Source organism: Nocardia sp. BMG51109, from assembly GCF_000526215.1.
In the GTDB taxonomy this organism is placed as follows: Bacteria; Actinomycetota; Actinomycetes; order Mycobacteriales; family Mycobacteriaceae; genus Nocardia.
Map to the genome: position 1 here is coordinate 5,663,205 of NZ_JAFQ01000004.1, position 22,079 is coordinate 5,685,283.

Annotated in this window: 12 protein-coding genes; 4 read left to right on the forward strand and 8 right to left on the reverse strand. The window is 71.6% G+C overall.

The window, feature by feature from the left end:
• The first annotated feature begins 28 nt into the window (after nt 1–28).
• Entirely contained in the window at nt 29–706 is a 678-nt protein-coding gene (locus D892_RS0127085; RefSeq protein ID WP_156959702.1) for a 3,4-dihydroxy-2-butanone-4-phosphate synthase, read from the forward strand.
• A 289-nt stretch (nt 707–995) separates the two neighbouring features.
• On the opposite strand, the gene D892_RS0127090 is transcribed toward D892_RS0127085, so the two are convergent.
• Nucleotides 996–1,838: an oxidoreductase gene (locus D892_RS0127090; protein WP_024804243.1), complete on the reverse strand. Its 843-nt coding sequence runs from the start codon at nt 1,836–1,838 to the stop codon at nt 996–998.
• Between the two features lie 96 nt (nt 1,839–1,934).
• Between D892_RS0127090 and D892_RS0127095 the strand changes: the two genes are divergently transcribed.
• Complete coding sequence (locus D892_RS0127095) at nt 1,935–2,567, forward strand: response regulator transcription factor (RefSeq protein ID WP_024804244.1); 633 nt, start codon at nt 1,935–1,937, stop codon at nt 2,565–2,567.
• 63 nt (nt 2,568–2,630) lie between these two features.
• Here D892_RS0127095 and D892_RS0127100 read toward each other — a convergent pair whose 3' ends face one another.
• The 5 genes from D892_RS0127100 to D892_RS0127120 form a co-directional block, all read right to left on the reverse strand.
• Nucleotides 2,631–2,939, reverse strand: coding sequence for a hypothetical protein (locus D892_RS0127100; RefSeq protein ID WP_156959703.1), 309 nt, complete (start codon nt 2,937–2,939; stop codon nt 2,631–2,633).
• A 276-nt stretch (nt 2,940–3,215) separates the two neighbouring features.
• A complete protein-coding gene (locus D892_RS0127105) occupies nt 3,216–4,457 on the reverse strand; it encodes an acyl-CoA dehydrogenase family protein (protein ID WP_024804246.1) in 1,242 nt (413 codons plus the stop codon).
• Nucleotides 4,458–4,588: 131 nt separating this feature from the next.
• The gene (locus D892_RS0127110; protein WP_024804247.1) at nt 4,589–5,200 is read right to left on the reverse strand and encodes a TetR/AcrR family transcriptional regulator; all 612 of its coding nucleotides are present in this window, start codon (nt 5,198–5,200) and stop codon (nt 4,589–4,591) included.
• Nucleotides 5,201–6,016: an IclR family transcriptional regulator gene (locus D892_RS0127115; RefSeq protein WP_024804248.1), complete on the reverse strand. Its 816-nt coding sequence runs from the start codon at nt 6,014–6,016 to the stop codon at nt 5,201–5,203.
• A gap of 128 nt (nt 6,017–6,144) precedes the next feature.
• A complete protein-coding gene (locus tag D892_RS0127120) occupies nt 6,145–7,005 on the reverse strand; it encodes an oxygenase MpaB family protein (protein WP_024804249.1) in 861 nt (286 codons plus the stop codon).
• Nucleotides 7,006–7,211: 206 nt separating this feature from the next.
• On the opposite strand from D892_RS0127120, the gene D892_RS0127125 reads away from it, so the two are divergent.
• Both D892_RS0127125 and mycP read left to right on the forward strand, forming a co-directional pair.
• Nucleotides 7,212–8,861 carry an acyl-CoA synthetase gene (locus tag D892_RS0127125; protein ID WP_024804250.1) on the forward strand — a complete coding sequence of 550 codons (1,650 nt, stop codon included), beginning with the start codon at nt 7,212–7,214 and terminating at the stop codon, nt 8,859–8,861.
• A 33-nt stretch (nt 8,862–8,894) separates the two neighbouring features.
• The gene (mycP, locus tag D892_RS0127130; protein ID WP_232236180.1) at nt 8,895–10,340 is read left to right on the forward strand and encodes a type VII secretion-associated serine protease mycosin; all 1,446 of its coding nucleotides are present in this window, start codon (nt 8,895–8,897) and stop codon (nt 10,338–10,340) included.
• A 15-nt stretch (nt 10,341–10,355) separates the two neighbouring features.
• Here mycP and D892_RS42225 read toward each other — a convergent pair whose 3' ends face one another.
• Nucleotides 10,356–12,407 (reverse strand): type I polyketide synthase, encoded by a 2,052-nt coding sequence (locus D892_RS42225; RefSeq protein WP_036567514.1) that lies wholly within the window; start codon nt 12,405–12,407, stop codon nt 10,356–10,358.
• The gene (locus tag D892_RS47955; protein ID WP_024804252.1) at nt 12,407–22,033 is read right to left on the reverse strand and encodes an SDR family NAD(P)-dependent oxidoreductase; all 9,627 of its coding nucleotides are present in this window, start codon (nt 22,031–22,033) and stop codon (nt 12,407–12,409) included. The genes D892_RS42225 and D892_RS47955 overlap by 1 nt, the downstream gene beginning before the upstream one ends.
• Nucleotides 22,034–22,079: the final 46 nt, after the last annotated feature.

The following is a 22,079-nucleotide window of genomic DNA, read 5'->3' on the forward strand; positions in this document are numbered from 1 at the left end:
CGGGCGGGCCGCATGTCCGGAGGCACCGGTGAGCGGCGCCGCGCCGGGGATGCCCGCGGGTGGCGGAATCGCGATCGCGTTGTCGGCGATCCGGGCGGGGCGGACGGTGCTCATGATCGACGACCTCGGGGACCGGACGATCGGGGTGCTGGTGACGGCCGCGGGCCACGTGACCGTCGACGCGGTGAAATTCATGGCGACCGTTGCCCGAGGACCGGTCTGCGTGGCGATGCGGGCGGCGCTACTGGACGCGCTCGAGATCCCGCCCGCCGATGTGCCGGTGCCGGGCAACGGCCGCACCGTTTTTCGTGCCCCGGTCGACCTGGCCACGGCGACGGCTCCGGCCGCGAGTGCCGAGGGTCGCGCGGAGACGGTCCGCGCGCTCGTCGATATCCGCAGCGCCGCCGGGGATTTCATCCGCCCGGGACAGGTGGTTCCGATCGAATGCGACGCCGGCGCGCCGGCCTGGGGCGGCATCGCCGAGGCCGCTGCCGACCTGGCCGAACTCGCCGGACTGACCCCGGCGGGCGTGCTGTGCCCGGTGCGCGGCCCCGACGGCGGATTCGCGCGCGGTTTCGAACTGGCCGGACTCAGTCGCGGTGCCCGGCTTCCCGTCGTCGCCGTCTCCGGGCTGATCGAGTATCGCCGGCGGTACCGGGCCGACCGGCGGGACACCGAATCCGCGCCGCCGATGCCCGAGGGCTGACCGTCAGCCCGCACCCCCGGACGGAGTTCCCACGACCGGTAACGAACCGTCCGGCCCGGACCTGCCTCCGGTCCGCTATCTGCCTGTCGCGCAACCGTATCCGCGTCCCTCGCGGTATCGGCTCGACGTGGTCGCCACGAGCATGGACGACGTCGTCGAGCCCGCGGGTGGCCGGCTGTTCGATCGGGCCGTGGCCGGTTGGGACGTCACGGTGCTCGTCGTGCACGGGGGAGACAACCGCCGCGGTGACCGCGCATCGAACCGCACGGCGGTCCTCGTCGCGCGGGGCTCAGCCGATCAGGGCCAGATCGTCGTCGGTGAGCTTCAGGCTCGCGGCGGCGATGTTCTCCTCCAGGTGCTTCGGATCCGAGGTGCCGGGGATCAACAGGATCGAGGGGGAACGGGCCAGCAGCCACGCCAGCGCCACCTGCTGTGGCGACGCGTCGTGGCGCTTCGCGACGATGTCGAGGTGCTCGGCCGTCAGGGGCTGGAAGCCGCCGACGGGGAAGAAGGGGGTGAATGCGATTCCGGCCTGTTCGCACGCGTCGATCAGCGGGTCGGCATCGCGCATCGCGACGTTGTAGGCGTTCTGCACGCAGACGAACGGTGCGAGGTCGCGGGCCTGATCGAACTGTCGCCGGGTGACATTCGATATGCCCAGGTGCTTGATCAGCCCTTCCTCCTGCAATCGAGCCAGGGCGGTCAGTGGCTCCGCCAGGGAGCCTTCCGCCGGTGCGGCGGCGTCGCCGACGCGCAGGTTCACCACGTCGAGCCGGTCCAGGCCGAGCGTCTCGAGGTTGATCTCGACGTTCTTGCGCAGGCCGTCGGGGGTGAGTCCCGGATCGAACGCGGCGAACTTGGTGACCAGGACCAGGCCGTCCGGGTACGGGTGCAATGCCTCGCGGATCAGCTCGTTGGCATTCAGGCCGTCGCGGTCGTAGAACTGCGAGGTGTCGATGTGGTTCACGCCCAGTTCCACCGCGCGGCGCAGCACTGCCAGCGCCGTCTCGCGGGCCGGCTGCTTCCCCTCGGGCCAGCCGGTCAGCTTCATGGTGCCGTAGCCCATCCGGTTCACCCGGAACGATCCCAAACGTCCTTCGCCCGCCGCGCGGGCCGCCAGTGTCTCTGTCATGCCATCCAGCATGGGACGATCGGCTCCGCATCCGGGGACCTTGGCAGCAAACTGCCAGAGGTTGCTTCGCACCGCCCGGGTCGCGACACTCGAAAGATGATCCAGACGCAGCAGGTCACCGTCGTGCGCGGCCCCCGCGAGCTCTACGAGCGCACCTCGCACCTGTTCGAGCGCACCACCGGCAGCCTCGACTGTGCCGCCAAGGACCTGGTGACCTGGCACAACGCCCGGCACGACAGCATCCGCGCCGGCGTCGCGCTGCGGAAACTCTATCGGCCCTCGGCGCTGCTGGACCCGTCGCTGTCGCAGCACCTGCACACCATGGTCGAGCGCGGGGCGGGCGTGCGCATCAGCGACGAGGAGATCAGCGAGACCATCATCCTGGACCGGAAGGTGGCCATCCTCGCGGGCGACACCTCGCACGGCGAGCGCAGCTACAGCATCGTCGCCGTGCCGGAGGTCGTGCACGGGGTGCTGTCGCTGTTCGACGCGGCGTGGCGCGCGGCCACGGACTTCGCCGTCTACGACCGCGACGCCGCCGAGTTGCGCCGCCTCGCCCCGCGGATCCTCGACCACCTCAACACCGGCGCCACCGACGAGGCCGCCGCCCGCGCGCTCGACCTGTCGGTGCGCACCTATCGCCGCCGCGTCGCCGAACTCATGGCCGCGCTGGGCGCGAGTTCACGTTTCCAGGCCGGCGCCCGCGCCCAGGAACTCGGCTTGATCTGACGCCGAAATACCCTGGGAACGCACGCTTTCGGCGGTCGGCCGCCGCGACGGGCTCGGCCTCGGTCAGCGAGGCTTGGGGCAGGGGCTCGGGAGGGCCGAGAGCGTGGCCATCTCGCAGACGGTGCCGGTCATGATCTGCAGGGGAGTGGCGACCAGCAGGGTGAGGAAGCCGATGACGTTGCCGGTCTGGATGAAGTACACGGCCGTCTGCGCCGCCGCCGATCCCGAGTCCAGTGTCGACGAGCCGGTTCCGCCTTCGACGGGGGTCACCGGCGCCGAGCCGATCGGCTCGGCCGTCGCCCCGGCTGCCGTGACGACCAGGGCGGCCGCCGCGATCGAGGCGGCGGCACAGCGGAAGGGGGTACGCATCATCGCGCTCCTTAGTTGTGGAATCTCCATTAACATAGTAATGGCGTGGTCCACTTCTGTACGGAGAATGGGCGACGATCGATCGGCACCCGCGGTGCGGGGCTCCTCCGATGTATTTACCTGTAAGCAACGGTTATTCGTGGAGTTTCCGTGCCGCGGGGCCGCCCCCGCGGCGGTCGGCGGTGTCCGGTGGCGCCGAGGCGGGCCGGTGCCGGTGGATAGATCGAATGTCTGGTTACTTACCGTGGTAACCCGCCCATGCCCGGCGGGCCGGGAGCATCAGATCATGGCGCGCAGGAAGCCCGTCGGCTCCACTCCCATGGAGGTCAGTGCCGCCGAGTGGTAGAGGCTGCCCGGCGTGTGGATGGCGTGCTGCAGGCCGACGTGGGCGTCGCGCCAGAAGCGCTGCATGACGTTCTCGCGTCGCACGGCGTTGCCGCCGGAGCGGGCGAAGATCTCGTCGACCGCCGACACCGCACGCCAGGCGCAGCGAATCTGGTTGCGGCGCACCAGGGAACGGTCCTCGAAGGTGATCGGGCGGCCGGTGTCGGCCAGGTCGTAGAGGCGGCTGATGCCGTCGAGCAGCTGGGTGCGCGAGGCATCGATCTCGGCGGCCGCCTCGGAGATCGAGTACAGGACGTAGGGGTCGTGCTTGATCCTCGTTCCCGTCGCCGCCACCCGGGTGCGCTGATAGGACAGATGCGCGGCCAGCGCGCCCTCGGCGATCCCGACGACCGCGGCGGTGATGCCGAGCGGGAACATCGCCCAGAACGGCAGCTTGTAGACGGTTTCGGTGCGGCCGGCGCGTTCGGCGGCGAGCTCGCCCTCGGCGACCTCGTCGGCGCCGATCGTGCGGTAGGCGGGGACGAACGCGCCGTCCACGACGATGTCCTTGCTGCCGGTGCCGCACAGCCCGATGACGTCCCACGAGTCGTCGACGATGGTGTAGTCGGCGCGGGGGAGCACGACGTGCAGCACCCTGCGGGGCTCGGCGAGCCTGCCGTCGGCACCGCCGACCGTGGTGCCGCCGTCGGCACCGCCGACCATGACGCCGCTGTCGGCACCGCCGACCATGGCGCCCAGGAAGACCCAGTCGCAGTGGTCGGTGCCCGAGGAGAAGTTCCAGTGCCCGGTCAGGAGGTAGCCGCCGTCGGCCGGAACGGCCACGCCCTGCGGGGCGTACGGCGACGCGATCCAGGTGTCGGGGTTCTCGCCCCACACCTCGTTCTGCACCTTGCGGTCCAGCAGCGCCATCTCCCACGGATGCACGCCGCCGACCCCGCACACCCAGCCCGCCGAACCGCACCGGTGCGCCACCGCCATCACGGCCTCGGCGAAATCGCGGGGATGTGCCGCGTACCCGCCGAATTCGGTGGGTTGCAGCAGCCGCATCACCCGCGCCCGGCGGAGCAGGCCGACGCTGTCGTCCGACAACCGGCCCAGGCGTTCGGTGTCGCCGGCGGTCGCCGCCAGCCGGTCGGCGAGTTCCTCCACGCGGCGGACGACCTCGTGCTGCGCCATGCGAAAACCTCCGATTCGATGCGGGCGTCGCTGCCCGATGGTGGCTCGGCCGACGCTAGGCCGGTGCGGGGCCGTCGGCGAATACCGTTCTCACTCATCGGAATCGGCGTCGCGGGGACGGCGCCGACGGTTCATTCCGCGTACCCGGCGAGGATCAGCGAGGCCGCCAGGCGCAGGTCGTTCTCGGCGCGCCGGGACGAGATCCGGTGGCTCAGGCTGGAAGCCAGCACGCCCCACCAGCTGTAGACGAGCAGGCCGACGACGCTGCGGTCGTGTGTGCCCGGTTCGTGCACGCCGAGAGTCTCCAGGATGGCGGTGGTCAACGCCGATCCCGAGTCCAGCCACAGGGTTTCGGCCGGCAGGTCCTTCATGAACCCGGCGGCGGCAGCGCGCAGCATCGCCTCGCACAGCCGCGGTTGTTCCAACAGTGCGCGGTTCAGTGCGACCAGGTTCGCGCCGATATCGGCGACCGGGCCGTCGTCGGTGCGCGTCCACCGCTGGTCGGCGAAGCGGGCGATGCGGTCCTCGAACACCGCCGCGAACAGGTGTGTCTTGGCCGGGAAGTACCGGTACAGGGTGCCGAGGGCGACACCGGCGGCCTTCGCGATATCGGCCATCTGCACCCGGTCGAATTCCGCGGTGGCGCCGAATTCCGCTGCGGCGTCGAGGATTCGCGCACGGCGTGCGGCCTGACTCCGAGAGGCCGGGGACGCGGGTGTGCGCGCGGCGGCGATGCGCGCCATCTACGTCACCGGACGTTCGAGCGCGGCGGAGATCGCCTGCGCGGCCGCGATCACCTGCGGTGCCAGGCGCTCCAGGACGGCACGGCGGTCGCCCACCACCGAGACGGCGCCCACCGTCCCCGTCGGACCACGCAAAGCCGTTCCGAGACAGGCGATTCCGGGAGCACATTCGCCGTCGTCGAACGCCAGTCCGTTCCGGGCGCGGATGCGGGCGAGTTCGTGATGCAGCCGCGGCAGGTCGGCGATGCTGCGCGGGGTGCGCCGGGGCAGGCCGCGCGGGTAGTCGCGGTCGATGTGTTCGGGTTCGAGGCCGGCCAGTATCGCCTTGCCCAGGGCCGTGCAGTGCGCCGGTGCCCGGCCGCCGACGCGCGAGGGCACCGCACCGGCGGCGCGCCCGCCGATCTTGTCCAGGTAGAGCACCTCCGGGCCGTCCAGGACCGCCAGGTGCACGACGAGATCGGTGCGCACCGCCAGTTCGTGCAGCACCGGCGCGGCCGCCGCCCGCAACCGGTCGTGGTCGATCGCGCGGCCGCCCAGGCTCAGGAACCGTTGGCCCAGCCGATATCCGGCGTCGGTGTGGTCGACCCAGCGGAGCCGGGCGAGCTGATCGAGGATGCGATAGGTGGTCGACCGCGGCAGCCGGGCGCGCCGCGCCACCTCCTCCAGCGTCCGCACGGTCTGCGGACGGTCGAAGACGTCCATGATCAGCGTGATCCGCTCGGCCATCGACTGCGCGGGCAGTCTCGTGTCGGCCGACTGAGCCGACAGCCGGGTGTCGGCCGGGTCGGCGGTATGCGAACTCAGCACCGAGGTCATACCACGCCACCTCCAAACTGAAATCAATTCTAGTTTCAAGATAGCAGCACCGATCGGGGCCGGGAAGGCGGCACGAAATCCGGCCCGCCGGCGGGAGGCCGCCGAGCCGGAGGGCGAGGGGAACTCCGTCAGACCAGGTGCTTGCCTTCGGCCTGGCGTATACGCATGTCGTGCAGGTAGGTCTCGAACGGGTGCAGCCGCCAGCGCAGCGGCATGACCGCCGTCAGGTGGCCGATGGACCGCATGACCAGGTCGAACGCGCGCTGCCGTCGCGGGCTCCACGCCAGGCCCAGCTCGTCGCGGAACGCCGGGGGCAGATAGCCGGTCGTGAAGAATCGGTTCACCCGCCGGAAGGCCAGCCGCTCGAACCAGCGGTAGGGGCCGAGGTCGACGACCTGCTCGAGCAGGTAGCGGCGGACCTCGTCGTCGAGGGATATCTCGCCCGTCATCCGATCCCAGTACTCGGCGAACGCCGCCCGGTCGGCCGGCCACAGCTCCGCGGGCATCTGCAGGGTGGTGCCGAACGCGGCGGCGTCGCGATACAGCTCGTCGGCGACGTCGTCCTCGATGCCGCCGTACAGGAAGTCGAGGGAATCGGCGGTGCCGCGGTAGAGGCAGGCGGCGACCCACAGCTGCAGGTGCGGGTCGAAGGCGTTGTACCGCACCGGACTTCCCGCCGCGGACCGCACCTGGCGGTGCGAGGTGTCGACCGCCGCCCGATAGGCGGCGCGGTCCTCGTCGGTGCCGAGCATCGCCACCGCCAGGTAGGTGAGGGTGGTGCGGCCTCGCTTGCGCGGATGCAGGTCGAAGCGTCCGCTCTCGACGGTGCTCTCCACGACGCCGCGGCCCACGGGCGCGTGGCTCAGCTGCATGATCACGTTGGCGGGGCCGCCCAGCAGGGCCGCCGGACCGGACATGTAGCGCCGGCGGTCGTCCGGGGTGGTTGTGTCGCTGTCGTTCCTGGTCGTGGTTCGCGCGCGGTCGGGCATCGGTACTCCACGATTCGATGAGAAGGATGTTACTACATATTGTCAGCTTGCCGAGGTCTTGGCAACGGCATATTTCTCGGAACTCTTGCCCGAAAAGTTAATCGTCATTCTGTCGGATTGATAGACTCCGCTCGCTACGGAAGCGGCAGAACCCTCGGACGCGGAGGGTTCTCGGCGTCCTGATTCGCGTGACCCGGAGGTGGTATGTGACGAACTGGTCTGCGGCTGTCTCGACGGCCGCGCGGTCGGTGTCCGACTCGTTGTCGGCCGCCACCGTTCTGCGTAAACGAGGGGCGGTCGATCCGCTGCGCCCGGTCGACACGATCCGCACGGTGCGGGACGCGGCCGTGTACGGCCCGTTCGTCACGGTGCTCCGGCATGTGTGCAGGCGGAAGGGGTCGTCGCCGGCGATCGTCGACGCGCGCGGGACGCTCACCTTCGATCAACTCGACGCGCAGTCGAATGCGCTCGCCCGCGGGCTCGCGGCGGCCGGAATCGGTTGCGGGGCAGTGGTCGGCGTGCTGTGCCGCGATCATCGCGGCATGGTGCTCGGCCTGCTGGCCGCGGGCAAGCTCGGCGTCCGGGTGGTGCTGATGAACACCGGGTTCGCCGGGCCGCAGCTCGCCGCCGTCGTCGAGCGGGAGAAGGTCGGCGCGATCCTGCTGGACGAGGAGTTCCTCGGCTTGGTGGAGGCCGTTCCGGCAACCGTCCCGCGCGTCCTGACCTGGGCGGACGATTCGGATTCCGGCAATCTCCCCGGGGCAACCATCGATTCGCTCATTGCCGACCACGACACCGGCGCGCTACCCGCGCCGAAGCGCGTGGGCGGCACCGTCATTCTCACCAGCGGAACCACCGGAACACCCAAAGGCGCCCCGCGGGACAAGGTTTCGCCCCTGCAATCGGCGCAGTTCCTGGACCGGATCCCGCTGCCGCGAGACGACACCATGGTGATGGCGGCGCCCACCTTCCACGGGACCGGGCTGTCCCAGCTCACGCTGGGGTGGGCGCTGGGTAATGCCGTGGTGTTCCGGCACGGGAAGTTCGATCCGCGCGGCGTGCTGGCGGATATCGCGAAATACCGCGCGGCCACGCTGGTGCTGGTGCCGACGATGCTGCAGCGGATCATCGATCTCGGCGCCGACGTGCTGAGTGAATACGACACCTCGTCGCTGCGAGTGATCTTCTCCTCCGGGTCGGCGGTGTCGCCGGATCTCGGCCGCCGGACCGAGCGGGCCTTCGGCGACGTGCTCTACAACCTGTACGCCTCGACCGAGGTCGCCGTGGCGGCGGTCGCGACCCCGGAGGATCTGCGCGCGGCGCCCGGAACGGTGGGGCGGCCGCCGGTCGGTTGCCGGGTCGCCCTGTACGACGAGCGGCGGCGGCGGATCACCGAGACCGGCCGGGTCGGCACGATCTTCGTCTCCAGCGGGCTCAGTTTCACCGGCTACACCGACGGCCGCGGCAAGGAGATCGTCGACGGCCTGCTGAACAGCGGCGACGTCGGGCATTTCGATGCCGCGGGCCGACTGTTCATCGATGGCCGCGACGACGACATGATCGTCTCCGGCGGCGAGAACGTCTACCCGCTGGAGGTGGAGAACCTGCTGGTCGAACGGCCCGACGTGCTCGATGCCGCCGTAGTCGGGGTGGACGACCGCGACTTCGGCACCCGGCTGCGCGCGTTCATCGTGCCGGCCGAGGGCGCCGCCCGCGATCCGCAGGAGATCAGGGACCACGTCAAGGCCCGTCTCGCCCGCCACAAGGTGCCGCGCGATGTGGTGTTCGTCGACGAAATGCCCCGCAACGCAACGGGAAAGCTGGTGCGCCGCCGGTTGCGGCAGGAGTTCGGCTGACCGGCGGGTTCGGTGGTGTGCAACAATGCGGCGGTGCGAGGAAGTAGGGCGGGGGTGGGCCCCGCACGGGGTGGTTGGCGCCGGTGGGCGCGCGGCGCGGGTATCCGGATGGCGGCGGTCGCGGCGGTAGCCGGACTGGCGGCCGGAATCTGTGCGCCGGGGGCGGTCGCGGAGGGCCCGCCGCCGATCAATCCGGGGGCGCTCCCTCCCGACAGCGCCCCGCGGCCGCCGTTCGAGATCGAGCCCGCGAACCAGTGCACGATCACCAAGGCCAGCAGCTCCTCGTCCATTCCGCCGGCTCAGCAGTTCCTGGGCCTGCCGGGCGCCTGGCAGTTCGGCCGCGGCGCGGGGCAGACGGTGGCCGTGATCGACACCGGCGTGGCCCGGCATCCGCGCCTGCCGAATCTCACCGGCGCCGGCGACTACGTGGGCACCAGCGACGGCACCCAGGACTGCGACGCGCACGGCACCGCGGTGGCGGGACTGATCGGCGGGCAGCCGGCGCCGGGCGACGGATTCTCCGGTGTCGCCCCGGAGGCGGAGATCATCGCGATCCGTCAGCTCTCGGAGTTGTACCGGGCCAAGGGCACTCAGCCCGATCCCAACGACCCGAAGAACGGCGGCGGCGTCGGCAACACCACGACCCTCGCGCAGGCGGTGCGGCACGCGGCCGATATGGGCGCCACCGTCATCAACCTGTCCGAGGTCGCCTGCGGTCCCCCGAGCCTGAACGATGCGGCGCTCGGCGCGGCCGTGCAGTACGCGGCCACGGTGCGCGACATCGTGGTCGTCGCGTCCTCCGGCAACAACGACAACAAGGCGTGCACGGGCAATCCGGGCCTGGACCCGATCCATCCGGGCGCCGATCCCTGGGCCTCGCTCACCACCGCGGTCACCCCGGCCTGGTACGACCAGTACGTGCTGTCGGTCGGCGCGGTCGACCTGAACGGGCAGCCGTCGCAGTTCACCGTGCCGGGTCCGTGGGTCGGCGTCGCCGCGCCCGGCGAGCAGATCGTGTCCCTGGACCCGACCAGGCCGGGCCTGATGGACGGCACGGTGGCGCAGAACGGCGAGAGCAAGCTGGCCGGCACCTCGTTCGCGGCGCCGTACGTGGCCGGGCTGGCGGCGCTGGTGCGCTCCCGCTTCCCGCAGCTGAGCGCGTCGCAGGTGATCGCCCGCATCGAGGCGACGGCGCAGCATCCGCCCGAGGGCTGGAACACCTCGGTGGGCTTCGGCACCATCGACCCGCTGGCGGCGCTGACCCACGAGGTCGACCCGAACGACGTGCTGGAGAAGAAGCCCACCGCCGCGATCGGCGTCTCGGCGCAGCTGCCGGTGCCGGCCGAGCCGCCGGAACCCGACCACACCGCCCGCAACGTCGCGCTGATCGGCACCGCGACGGTGGGCGTGATCGCCGTCCTCGGCTATCTGGCGTCGTTCCCGCTGCGTCGCATGCTCGGCAGCCGGGACGACGACTGAGCTGTTCGCGGCCGGCTATTCCAGCCAGAACCGTTGGTGCTGAAAGGGATAGGTCGGCAGGTCCGCGTGCCGGACGTCCAGTCCGGTGTACAGCTCGCGCCACGCCACGGCGATACCGTGCACGTACGACCGGGCCAGCGCGGTGGCCGTGCCGCGCGCCGGATCCCGGTCGAGGACGTCGCCCGCGTCGATGACGACGGATCCGTCGGAGCCGGCCGGCCACCGGGCGCCCTCCGCGGCCAGTGCGGCGGCCTTGTCGGCGGACAGCGGGGCCACCATTCCGCAGGAGGCCAGCAGCGCGAAAAGCCCGACCTCGGCAGCGAATTCGGCGGGCGCCGCGTCGAATGCCGCCGCGAACGCCGGGAACGTCCGGTGGAGTTCGCGCCCGCTCTCGCCGGTGCGGCGGGTGCCGGAGAAGCCGAAGGCCACCCTGCCCGGTTTCGTCACCACACCCCGGAATACCTGCGGCGCTTCACGATTCCCGGCCAGCGCGGTCAGTCCGGCGAGGAGGCCGGCCCGGTCGGAGGCGACGATCGCGGCGCGGTGTGCGAGGGCGGCGCGGCCCGTCGCCAGCGAGTACGCGATGTCCGCCGACGGAACATCCGGGTGGTCGTGCACGAACGACGCCAGGCGTTCCGCCTGCGCTCGCAGTGCTTCGCCGGTGTTGCCGGAGAGCACCCAGGGCAGGGCGGCGGACGCGGCGCCGGACCGGGCCTCCGGCTCGGGAGCCTGTTCCAGCAGCACGTGGGCGGCGGTGCCGTTCACCCCGAACGCCGAGACGCCCGCCCGGCGGGGCCGATCGGCGTCCGGCCACGGGACCGCGTCGGTCAGCAGCGCGACCGTGCCGTCGCCCCAATCCACTTGCGGCGAAGGAGGATCCGCGTGCAGCGTGCGCGGCAGCAGGCCGTGCCGCATCGCCTGCACCATCTTGATCACCCCGCCGGCGCCGCCCGCGGCCTGGGTGTGGCCGAGATTGGACTTCAGGGAGCCGAGCCACAGCGGCCGGCCGGCGGGACGGTCCCGGCCGTAGGTGTCGAGCAGGGCCTGGGCCTCGATCGGATCGCCCAGCGTCGTACCGGTGCCGTGCCCCTCGACGGCGTCGATATCCGACGGCGCCAGCCGTGCGTCGGCGAGGGCACGTTCGATCAGCCGCTGCTGCGACGGGCCGTTGGGAGCGGTGAACCCGTTGCCGGCGCCCGCCTGGTTGATCGCGCTGCCTCGCACGATCCCGGCGATGCGACGGCCGTGGCGTTGCGCGTCCGACAGCCGCTCGACCAGCAGCATCGCGACGCCCTCGGACAGGCCCATGCCGTCGGTGGCTCCCGAGAACGACTTGCAGCGGCCGTCCGGCGCGAGTCCACCCTGCTGGCGGGTGCTTTCCTCGAGCAGCTCCGGGGTGGACATCACGGCCACCCCGCCGGCCAGGGCCAGCGAGCAGTCGTCGCGGCGCAGGGCCTGGCAGGCCAGATGCAGCGACACCAGCGAGGAGGCGCACGCCGCGTCGAGCGACATGGCGGGGCCCTCCAGGCCGAAGTGGTAGGCGACCCGGCCGACCGCGATACTTCCCGCGCTGCCGAAGTACTTGTAGCCCAGTACTCCCTCGGGTGGCTGCGCGAAGCGGTACCCGTAGTCGTGGAAGATCAGCCCGGCGAAAACGCCGGTCCGGCTTCCGCGTACGGACAGCGGGTCGATCCCGGCCCGTTCGAATGCCTCCCACGACATCTCCAGCAGGAGTCGCTGTTGCGGGTCGGTCGCCGTCGCCTCCTGCGGTGCGATGCCGAACAGTCCGGCATCGAAATCGGCTGCGTCGTACAGGAATCCGCCGCCGGAACTGGCGTACTCGGCGTCCGGCCAGCCCCGGTCGGTGGGGAACCCGGAGACCGCGTCGCCGCCCGCGGCCACCAGCTGCCACAGCTCGTCCGGCGCGGACACCCCGCCCGGGAAGCGGCAGGCCATCCCGACGATCGCGATCGGCTCGGTGAGCCGCGAGTTCTCCCGCCGCAGCCGCTCGTTCTCCTTCATCGAGGCCCGCAGCGCCGCCTCGAGCTTTTCGGCCGAAATCGCCATCACGCCATCCTTTCCGGCGCCGGGCCGTCGCTCTCCAGCGCCAGGTCCACGAGTGTTGCCAGGTCCATGTCGTCGATCGCCGAGTCCGGTTCGAGGTCGTCGGTGCCCTGCTCGCCGGTGGTCTGTCCGCCGGTGGTTTGTCCGCCGGTGGTCTGTCCGCCGGTGGTCTGTCCGCCGGTGGTCTGTCCGCCGGTGGTCTGTTCGGCGGTGCCGAACAGTTCGGCCGCCAGGTGTTCGGCGATGGCCGCCGGGCTCGGGAAGTCGAACGCGACCGTCGCCCGCAACCGCAGGCCGGTGGCCGCGTTCAGCCGGTTGCGCAGTTCGACGGAGGTCAGCGAGTCGAATCCGAGATCCCGGAACGCCCGGGCCGGCGCCACCTCGTCCGCGGACGGGTAGCCGAGCGCCGCCGCCACGGTCTCGCAGACCAGGCCGAGCAGCGCGGTGCGGCGTTCGGCGCCGGTCAGGCCGGCCAGTCGTTCCCGCAGCGAAATATCCTCGCCCGCAGCGGCATCCACCTGCCGGCGCATCGGGATCCGGACCAGGTCCCGCAGCAGCGGTGGCAGCAGGCCGGTCTCGGCGAGCTGGTGCAGTGCGGGGGCATCCAGCCGCAAGGGGAGCACGGCGGCGCGGCCCGACCGCATTCCGGCGTCCATCAGGGCGAGGCCCTCGGCCGGGCGGATCGGCCGCATGCCGTTGCGGCGCATCCGGTTTTCGAGTTCCTCGTGGTCCAGTTCGCCGATCATGCCGCTGCGCTGGGCCCAGAATCCCCAGCCGAGCGAGGTCGCGGGCAGCCCACGCACGACCCGGTGCTGTGCCAGGGCGTCCATGAACGTGTTGGCCGCGGCGTAGTTGCTCTGGCCCGGGCTGCCGAACGTGGCGGCGGACGAGGAGAACAGCACGAACGCGTCGAGGTCGCCGGTCAGTTCGTGCAGGTTCAGGGCGCCGTCCACCTTCGGCCGCAGCACCTTGTCCAGCCGCTGCGGGGTCAGCGAGGCCAGCACGCCGTCATCCAGGACGCCCGCGGTGTGGAAGACCGCGCTGACCGGGTGGTCGGCCAGCACCTCGGCGAGTGCGTCCCGGTCGGCCACGTCGCATGCCGCCGTGCTGACGGTGGCGCCCTGGTCTGCCAGTTCCGCTTCCAAATCGGTTGTCCCCGTGCCGCTTCGGCTGATCAGCAGCAGACGCCGGATGCCGTGTTCGGCGACGAGATGCCTGGCGACCAGTCCGCCCAGCGTGCCGTTGGCTCCTGTGATCAGCGCGGTGCCGGTCGGGTCCAGGTGCCATCGGGTGGCCGGGTTGGAGCACTCGGCCGTGTTTGGGTGGATTACCGAGCCCGGCTGGTCTGCCGGGCGGGTCTGGTCGGCCTGGTCGGAGTGGTCGGTCGGGCCGGAGCGGCCGGTTGTGCTGGGGTGAATCGCTGAGCGGGACTGGTCCGCTGTGCGGGAGCGGCCGGTCGGGTCCGAGTGATCAGCCGTGCTGGGGTGGATCACTGGGCGGGACTGGTCTGCCGTGTGGGAGTGGCCTGTCGCGTCAGCGTGATCCGCCGTGCCGGAGTCGGGCGCTGGGCGGGACCGGTTCGTCGCGCGGGAGCGATCGGCCGGCTCGGAGTGGTCCGCCGGGCGGGTCTGGTCGGCTGGCCGGGAGCGGTTCGCTGGGCGGAGGCGGCGGCCGTGGATGGTGCCGTTGCGCAGGGCGAGTTGGGGTTCGGTGCCGGTCACGGCCGCGGGGAGGGCGGGATACGGGGCTTCGTCCAGGTCGATCAGGAGGAAGCGGTCCGGGTTTTCGGACTGGGCCGAGCGGATCAAGCCCCAGGTGGCGGTGTGTACCAGGTCGGGGATGTCGTCGTGGGTGCCGGTGGCGGTCGCGCCCTTGGTGACAAAGGCGAGGCGGCTGGTGGCGAAATGCTCGTCGGCGAGCCATGTTCGGGCCAGTTCGAGCGTTCGGTGTGTTTCCTCGCGCACGGTGGCGGCGTCCGTCGGGAGCGCGGGGTCGCACGGTACGAACACGACGTCCGGGACGTCGAGGGCCTTCCGCAGTGACGCCAGGGTTTCGTAGGTGTTCACCGGGATTCCGGCCGTGCCGAGTGCCGCGGCCACGCCGATCGGGTCGGTGCCGAGCACCGCCCAGCGGCCGGCCGGGGCATCGGCGTCGGCGGGCAGGGGCACCCATTCGGCGTCGAAGAGCGCACCGTCGGTCACCTCCGGCCGCACCCCGGGTGCGGTCCTCAGCGTGAGCGAGTCGATGACGGCCAGCGGCTCGCCGGTGTGATCGGCCATCGCGACCGCTACGGTGTCCGTATCGATCCTGGTCACCCGGATCCGCACGGTGGTTGCGCCCGTGGCGTACAGCGACATTCCGCGGATGCTCGCGGGCGTCTCGGACTCGCCCAGCGTCGCCGACAATGCGGCGTCGATCAATGCCGGGTGCAGTCCGAATCGGGCGGCGTCGGCATGGTCCGCCTCGTCGAGTGTGACCTCGGCGAAGATCTCGTCCCCGCGCCGCCACGTCGAACCGGTCGCGGACGTGTCGCGCGGCGGCCATTCGCCGAGATCGAACGATGCCGGTTTCGCCTCGGGCGCGAGCACTCCGGTGGCGTGCCGGGTCCACGGCATGGCCGCCAGAGCTTCCTCGGCGCGGGAGTGCACATCGATTGCCCTGCGCCCGAACGCATCCGGAGCCGCGACCGACACCTGCACCGCCAGGCCGCCGGATTCCGGAAGTACCAGGGGCTCATCGAGGGTGAGCGCATCCAGTCGCCCGCACCCCACTTCGTCGCCCGCCCGGATCGCCAGCTCGACGACGACGCCGGGCACCATCGACGAGTCGTCCGGCAGCCAGGGGAGCGCCGCGGAGGTCAGCCTGCCGGTGACCAGATAGCCGTCGCCGGCCAGCGGTAGCCCGGCGGGCAGCAGCGGATGGCCGAGCGAGCGCTGTCCGGCCGCGGCCACGTCCGCGGTCGCGGTGTCGTCGTTCAGCCAGTACCGCTGCCGCTGGAAGGCGTAGGTGGGCAGGTCGATTCGCCGTCCGCCCGCCTCGGCGGCGGCCGCGGCCCAGCGCACGCCGACACCGTGCACGTGTGCCTCGGCCACCGAGGTCAGGAACCGGCTCGGATCGCCACGCTCCCGGCGCAGCGAACCGAGGACGGCGACGCCGGTGTCCAGGGCGTCGACGGTTTCCTGGACCGCGAATCCCATGACGGGGTGCGGACTCACCTCGATGAATACCGTATGGCCGTCGGCGAGCAGGGCCCGCGTCGCCCGTTCGAACAGGACCGGCTCGCGAGTGTTGGCGAACCAGTACTCGGTGTCCATCGCGGCGTCGTGGAGTGCGCCGGTGACCGTCGAATAGAACGGGATCTCGGCCTCGCGCGGGGCGATAGGCTCGAGAATCCGCATCAGCTCGGTGCGGATCTCGTCCACCTGAGCGCAGTGCGTGGCGACCGAGACGGGGACCTCCCGCACGCGGATGCCTTCCGCGTCCAGCTCCGCGGTCAGCTCGTCCAGCGCGGAGCGGTCACCGGCGACCGTGACGAGCCCGGGGGAGTTGATGCCGCCGACCTCGAGCCGTCCGTCCCAGCGCGCGATCCGCGCTTCGGCGTCCGCCGCGGACAGCGCGACCGAGGCGAGCGCACCGCGCCCGACCAGCCGGTCGGCGAGCACCTTGCTGCGCAGGCCGATGATCCGCGCGGCATCCTCCAGGGAGAGGACGCCGGCCACGTACGCCGCGGCGATCTCGCCCTGACTGGTGCCGGTCACGGCGGCGGGTTCGACTCCGTAGGAACGCCACAGCGCTGCCAGCGACACCATCATGGTGAACAGCGCCGGCTGCACCACGTCGATCCGGTCCAGCGCGGCCGCGTCCTCGGCGCCGCGCAAGACGTCCAGCAGCGACCAGCCGAGCAGCGGATCGAAGACCTCCGCGCAGCTCTGGGCCTGCGCCCGGAACACCGGTGAACTGTCCAGGAGTTCCCGGCCCATCGCGGCCCACTGCGAGCCCTGGCCGGGAAAGACGAAGACCACCTTGGCATCCGGTGGCGCGATCCCGGTGACCACGCCGTCGGTGGGCGCGCCCTCGGCCAGCGCGGCAAGGCCGCCGGTGAGTTCGTCCCGGCCTCCGATCACGACCGCGCGGTGCTCGAAAAGCGAACGGGTGGCCAGTGAGTACGCGATGTCGATGGTCGAGCGGTCCGGATGCTCGGTCACGTAGCGCCGCAGCAGGTCGGCCTGATCGCGCAGAGCCGCTTCACTTTTGGCGGACAACAGCCAGGACGCCGCGGTCGGCGCGGGACCGGCCACGCCGACGGCCGCCTCCTCGGCGGGCGCCTGCTCCACGATCACGTGGGCGTTGGTGCCGCTGATCCCGAACGAGGACACCCCGGCCCGGCGCGGCCGGTCGACCTCCGGCCACTGGAGGGACTCCGTCACCAGCTCGACCGTGCCCGCGGACCAGTCGACATGCGTGCTCGGCTCGGCCGCGTGCAATGTCTTGGGCAGCACCCCGTTCCGGATGCCGAGCACCATCTTCATCACCCCGGCCACGCCCGCGGCGGCCTGGGTGTGGCCGATATTCGACTTCAGCGAGCCGAGCCGCAGCGGGTGGCCGGACCGGTTGCGGCCGTAGGTGGCCAGCAGCGCCTGCGCCTCGATCGGGTCGCCGAGCGCGGTGCCGGTGCCGTGCGCCTCCACGAGGTCGACCTCGGACGGCCCGATGCCGGCGTCGGCGAGCGCGTTGCGGATCACCCGCTGCTGGGACGGACCGTTCGGCGCGGTCAGGCCGTTGCTCGCGCCGTCGGAGTTGATCGCGGTGCCGGACAGGATCGCGAGGACCGGATGCCCGTTGCGGCGTGCGTCGGAAAGACGTTCCAGCACAAGCATTCCGGCGCCCTCGGCGAGTCCGGTGCCGTCCGCGTCGTCGGAGAACGACTTGGACCGCCCGTCCGCCGCGAGCGCACCCTGCCTGCTGAATTCGATGAACATCACGGGACTGGCCATGACGGTGACGCCGCCGGCGAGCGCGAGCGCGCTCTCCCCGTTGCGCAGCGCCCGCACCGCCATGTGGATGGCGACCAGCGAGGACGAGCACGCGGTGTCCACGGTGACCGAGGGTCCCTCGAATCCGAACGCGTAGGACACCCGGCCGGACATCACGGCGGCCGAATTCCCGGTTCCGGCATAGCCTGCCAGTGCCTCGTCGGCGCTGCGCATGACACGATCGCCGTAGTCCTGGATGCTGGTGCCGACGAAGACCGCGGTGTCGCTGCCGCGCAGCGCGGCGGGGTCGATGCCGGCGCGTTCCAGGCTCTCCCAGGAGATTTCGAGCAGCAGCCGCTGCTGCGGGTCCATGGCCAGCGCCTCGCGCGGGTTGACGCCGAAGAACGCCGGATCGAAATCGGCGACGTCGTCCAGGAATCCGCCGTGCCGCACGTAGGACTTGCCCACCACGCCGCGCGCGGGGTCGTAGAGGTTCTCCACGTCCCAGCCTCGGTCGGACGGGAACTCCGCCACTGCGTCGCGGCCCTCGGAGACCAACTGCCACAGGTCTTCCGGCGAGCGGACGTGGCCGGGGAAACGGCAGCCCATGGCCACGATCGCGATCGGCTCGTCGGTGCTCGCCCCGGTGCGGGTGGTGGTGGCGGTGTCGTCCGCGACGCCGAGCAGTTCGGTGCGGAGCTGCTCGGCCAGTGCCGCGGGTGTCGGGTAGTCGTAGATCAGCGTGGACGGCAGCCGCAGGCCCGTCTCGGTGTCCAGGCGGTCCCGCAGTTCGAGCGCGGTGAGCGAATCGAAGCCGAGATCGCTGAACGGCCGGTTCGACGCGACGTCCGCGACGCCGCCGTGGCCGAGCACGAAAGCCGTGGCGGATTGCACGATCTCCAGTACGGCGGCGCGCTGCCCGGCCTCGGGCATCGCCTCCAGTCGTCGCCGCAGCTCGGCATCGCCGGCGGCGGTGACGGAATCCTGTTCGGCCGGTGCGGGATTCGCCGCGGGGATGCCGCGCAGCAGCGGACTCGGCCGCGACAGGGTGAACGTGGACGCGAACCGTTCCCAGTCCACATCGGCCACGACGACCGCGGTTTCGTCGCGCTCGACGGTGTGCCGCATGGCCGACAGCGCCGGATCCACCGGAAGATGGCCCAGCCCCGTGCGTTTCCCGTCCCGCGGTTCGTCGCCGGAGAGGTCGATCAGTCCCCAGCCGATCGAACTGGCGGTCAGTCCGCGGGCCCGCCGCCGTTCGGCCAGGGCGTCGAGTTCGGCGCTGGCGGCGGCGTAGGTGGCGAGTTCGCCGCTGCCCCAGACTCCCGCGACCGACGAGAACAGCACGAAGGCGTCCAGGTCCTCGTCGTCGAACAGCGCGTCGAGGTGTGCCGCGATGGTCGCCTTGGCGGCGATCGCGGTGCGGAGCATCGCCGGTGTGGTGGCCGCGAGCGGGGCGGGTTCGCGGTGGGCGTCGGCGTGCACGACGGCCCGTATCGGCGGTCCGTCGTGGGCATCGACCGCCGCGGCGAGGGCCTGGTGGTCGGTGGCGTCACAGACGGCGACGCCGACGCCCGCGCCCAGCTCGCGCAGCTCCGCTTCCAGCGCGGCCTGGTCCTCGGTCTCCGCTCGGGCGATCAGCAGGAGATGTTCGGCGCCCTCGCGGGCGGCCCAGCGGGCGACGTGTGCGCCCAATCCCGTTGTGCCGCCGGTGATCAGGACGGTTCCGGCCGGTTTCCAGCGCTCGGCGGAGGCGGACCGGCCGGCCGCCGGAACCAGCCGCCGGGCGAAGATCCCGGTCGGGCGCACCGCCACTTGATCTTCGCCGTGGTCGCCGGTCAGTACGCCGCACAATCGGGTCACGGCCACCGGGTCGAGGGTCTGCGGGAGATCGACCAGGCCGCCCCACCGGTTCGGATGTTCCAGCGCGGCCACGCGGCCGAGCCCCCAGACCCGCGCCGCGGTCGGGGTCACCGGTTCTCCGACCGGCACCGCGCCGCGGGTCAGGCACCACAGCGGCGCGTCGATGCCGCAGTCGCCGAGCGCCTGGATCAGCGACAGAGTGGCGACCGTGTCGTCTCCGAGCAGAGCGATCACGCCACGAAACACTGTGTCCCGCTGTATTTCCCGAATCCGGTCGGCGAGCGAGTCGCGGTCGGGTTCCGGCGGTGCGGGCAGGACGACGGTGTGGGCGTCGTGGCGGGTCAGCGCTTCCGTGACGGTCCCGAGCTCGGCGGCCTCCTCGGGGGCCACCAGCAGCCAGGTGCCGGACGGCGCGGGGGCCGGTTCGGTGATCAGCTGTTCCCAGGTGATCCGGTATCGCCACTCCTCCTCGGCCCGTTCGGCATTCCCCGAGGAGAGCCAGAACTGCCGGTGCTGGAAGGGATACGGCGGCAACTCCACGCGGCGGCCGTGCGGAAAGTGCCGGCTCCAGTCCACCGGGAGCCCACGCGAATACGCCTCGGCGAGGGCCGGAACGTGGTCGGCGTGCGGTGTGCCGAGCACCGTGCCGCCGGTGCCGACGACGTCCTCGATCGCCGGAACGAGCGCCGCGGCGGGGTCGAGGTCGACGAAGTGCCGATGACCGCCGTCCAGCAACGAGCGGACCTCGGCGGGGAGATCGTCGGTGGCATAGCATGCGATCGTGCCGCCGGGAATCTCCTGGTGCCCTTCCGAACACACCGCCCTGGCGCCGTCCTCGAGGGACAGTGCACCGGCGATGCAGGCGGCGGCGATCCGGGTATTGCCTCGGCCCAGTACGGCATCCGGTTCGACGCCGCGTGAGCGCCACAGTGCGGCCGCCGATACGAGGATCGCCCAGGACAGCACCGCGTCCGGTGCGGTGGCCGTCCGCAACTCCGAGATGAGGGATCGATCCGTCATCGACCGCACGGCCGCAGCACATTCCGCGAGGCGGGCGGCGAACACCGGGCTGGCGTCCAGCAGCTCGGCCGCTCCCGCCTGCGGCGATTCGGGGAGAACGAAGACCACCTTGCCCGCGACGGCGGTTCCCTCCGCGACGTGCGGGGAGGTCTCTCCGGCACGCAGCGCCGCCAGTCCGGTGCGCGCCTGTTCCACGTCGTCCGCCGGCACCACCGCACGGTGCCCGAATGTCGACCGGCCCACTGCCAGTGAGAAACCCACATCCGCGAGATCGTGGGCGTCGATGACGGACAGCAGCCGGTCGGCCTGCGCGCGCAGCGCCGCCGGTGTCTTGGCGGACAGCACCAGCGGCACGGGAATCGGGCCGTCACCCCGCTCCGCGGCGGGCTGCTTCGGCGCCTGCCCGACGATCACGTGCGCATTGGTGCCGCTGATCCCGAACGCCGACACCGCCGCCCGCCGGGCCCGCCCGGTGTCCGGCCACGGCGTCGGCTCGGCCAGCGGGACGACACCGCCGGACGACCAGGACACGTGCGCGGTCGGGCGGTCCAGGTGCAGGATCTCGGGCAGCACGCCGTGCCGCATCGCCATGATCATCTTGATCAGTCCGGCCGCGCCGGCGGCGGCCTGGGTGTGCCCGAGATTGGATTTCACCGTGCCCAGCAGCAGCGGCCGGTCCGCGGGGCGGGACGCGCCGTAGGTCTCGAGCAGCGCCCGCGCCTCGATGGGGTCGCCGAGGGTGGTGCCGGTGCCGTGCGCCTCCACGGCGTCCACCTCGTCGGCGGTCAGGCCCGCATCGGCGAGCGCGGCGCGGATGACGGCCTTCTGGGAAGGTCCGTTCGGGGCGGTCAAACCATTGCTCGCCCCGTCGGAATTCACGGCCGAACCGTGCACGACCGCCAGCACGGGATGACCGTGCCGCTCTGCGTCGGAAAGCTTTTCGAGAACCAGGACCCCGGCGCCCTCACCCCAGGCGGTGCCGTCGGCCGCGTCGGCGAAGGCCTTGATGCGGCCGTCGGCCGCCAGTCCGCGCTGTCGCGAGAATTCGATGAATCCGTCCGGGGTGGAGATGATGGTGACGCCGCCGGCCAGCGCGAGCGAGCATTCACCGGTGCGCAGCGCCCGCGTCGCGAGGTGCAGCGCCACCAGGGACGAGGAGCACGCGGTATCGAGGGTGATGGCCGGGCCGTGGGTGCCGAGGAAATAGGCGATGCGCCCGGAGATGACGCTGGGCGTGGTGCCCGTGAGCCGGTAGCCGTCGCCATCGGTCGCGGCGGTCTGATCGTGGCCGTAACCGCTGTAGGTGGCGCCGAGAAAGATACCGGTGGGGCTGTTGCGAAGGGCGTGCGGATCGATGCCGGCGTGGTCGACCGCCTCCCAGGTGACCTCCAGGGCGATCCGCTGCTGCGGGTCCATCGCGGTGGCTTCGCGGGGTGAGATCCCGAAGAAGTCCGCATCGAATCCCGCTGCGCCGTAGACGAATCCGCCCTCGCGGACGTAGGTCTTGCCGGTCGTTCCGGGTGCCGGATCGTACAGCTCGGTGGTGTTCCAGCCGCGGTCGGTGGGGAAGGGGCCGATGGCGTCCTTGCCGTCGGCCACGAAGGCCCACAGGTCGTCGGCGGAGGCGATGCCGCCCGGATAGCGGCAGCCGATGCCGACCACGGCGATCGGCTCGTTCGCGCCGCTCTCCAGCGCCTGAATGCGATTCCTTGCTTCCCGGAGATCGACCGTGACCTGCTTCAGGAAGTGACGGAGCTTTTCCTCGTTGGACATTCACACACTCCTCGGGTCGTTCGGGAGATCAACGTACGAAATCATG

Bases quoted from the DNA above. Each gene is read 5' to 3' on its own strand.
- D892_RS0127090 (WP_024804243.1), bottom strand. From the start codon at position 1,838: ATGACAGAGACACTGGCGGCCCGCGCGGCGGGCGAAGGACGTTTGGGA.
- D892_RS0127095 (WP_024804244.1), top strand. From the start codon at position 1,935: ATGATCCAGACGCAGCAGGTCACCGTCGTGCGCGGCCCCCGCGAGCTC.
- D892_RS0127100 (WP_156959703.1), bottom strand. From the start codon at position 2,939: ATGATGCGTACCCCCTTCCGCTGTGCCGCCGCCTCGATCGCGGCGGCC.
- D892_RS0127105 (WP_024804246.1), bottom strand. From the start codon at position 4,457: ATGGCGCAGCACGAGGTCGTCCGCCGCGTGGAGGAACTCGCCGACCGG.
- D892_RS0127110 (WP_024804247.1), bottom strand. From the start codon at position 5,200: ATGGCGCGCATCGCCGCCGCGCGCACACCCGCGTCCCCGGCCTCTCGG.
- D892_RS0127115 (WP_024804248.1), bottom strand. From the start codon at position 6,016: ATGACCTCGGTGCTGAGTTCGCATACCGCCGACCCGGCCGACACCCGG.
- D892_RS0127120 (WP_024804249.1), bottom strand. From the start codon at position 7,005: ATGCCCGACCGCGCGCGAACCACGACCAGGAACGACAGCGACACAACC.
- D892_RS42225 (WP_036567514.1), bottom strand. From the start codon at position 12,407: ATGGCGATTTCGGCCGAAAAGCTCGAGGCGGCGCTGCGGGCCTCGATG.
- D892_RS47955 (WP_024804252.1), bottom strand. From the start codon at position 22,033: ATGTCCAACGAGGAAAAGCTCCGTCACTTCCTGAAGCAGGTCACGGTC.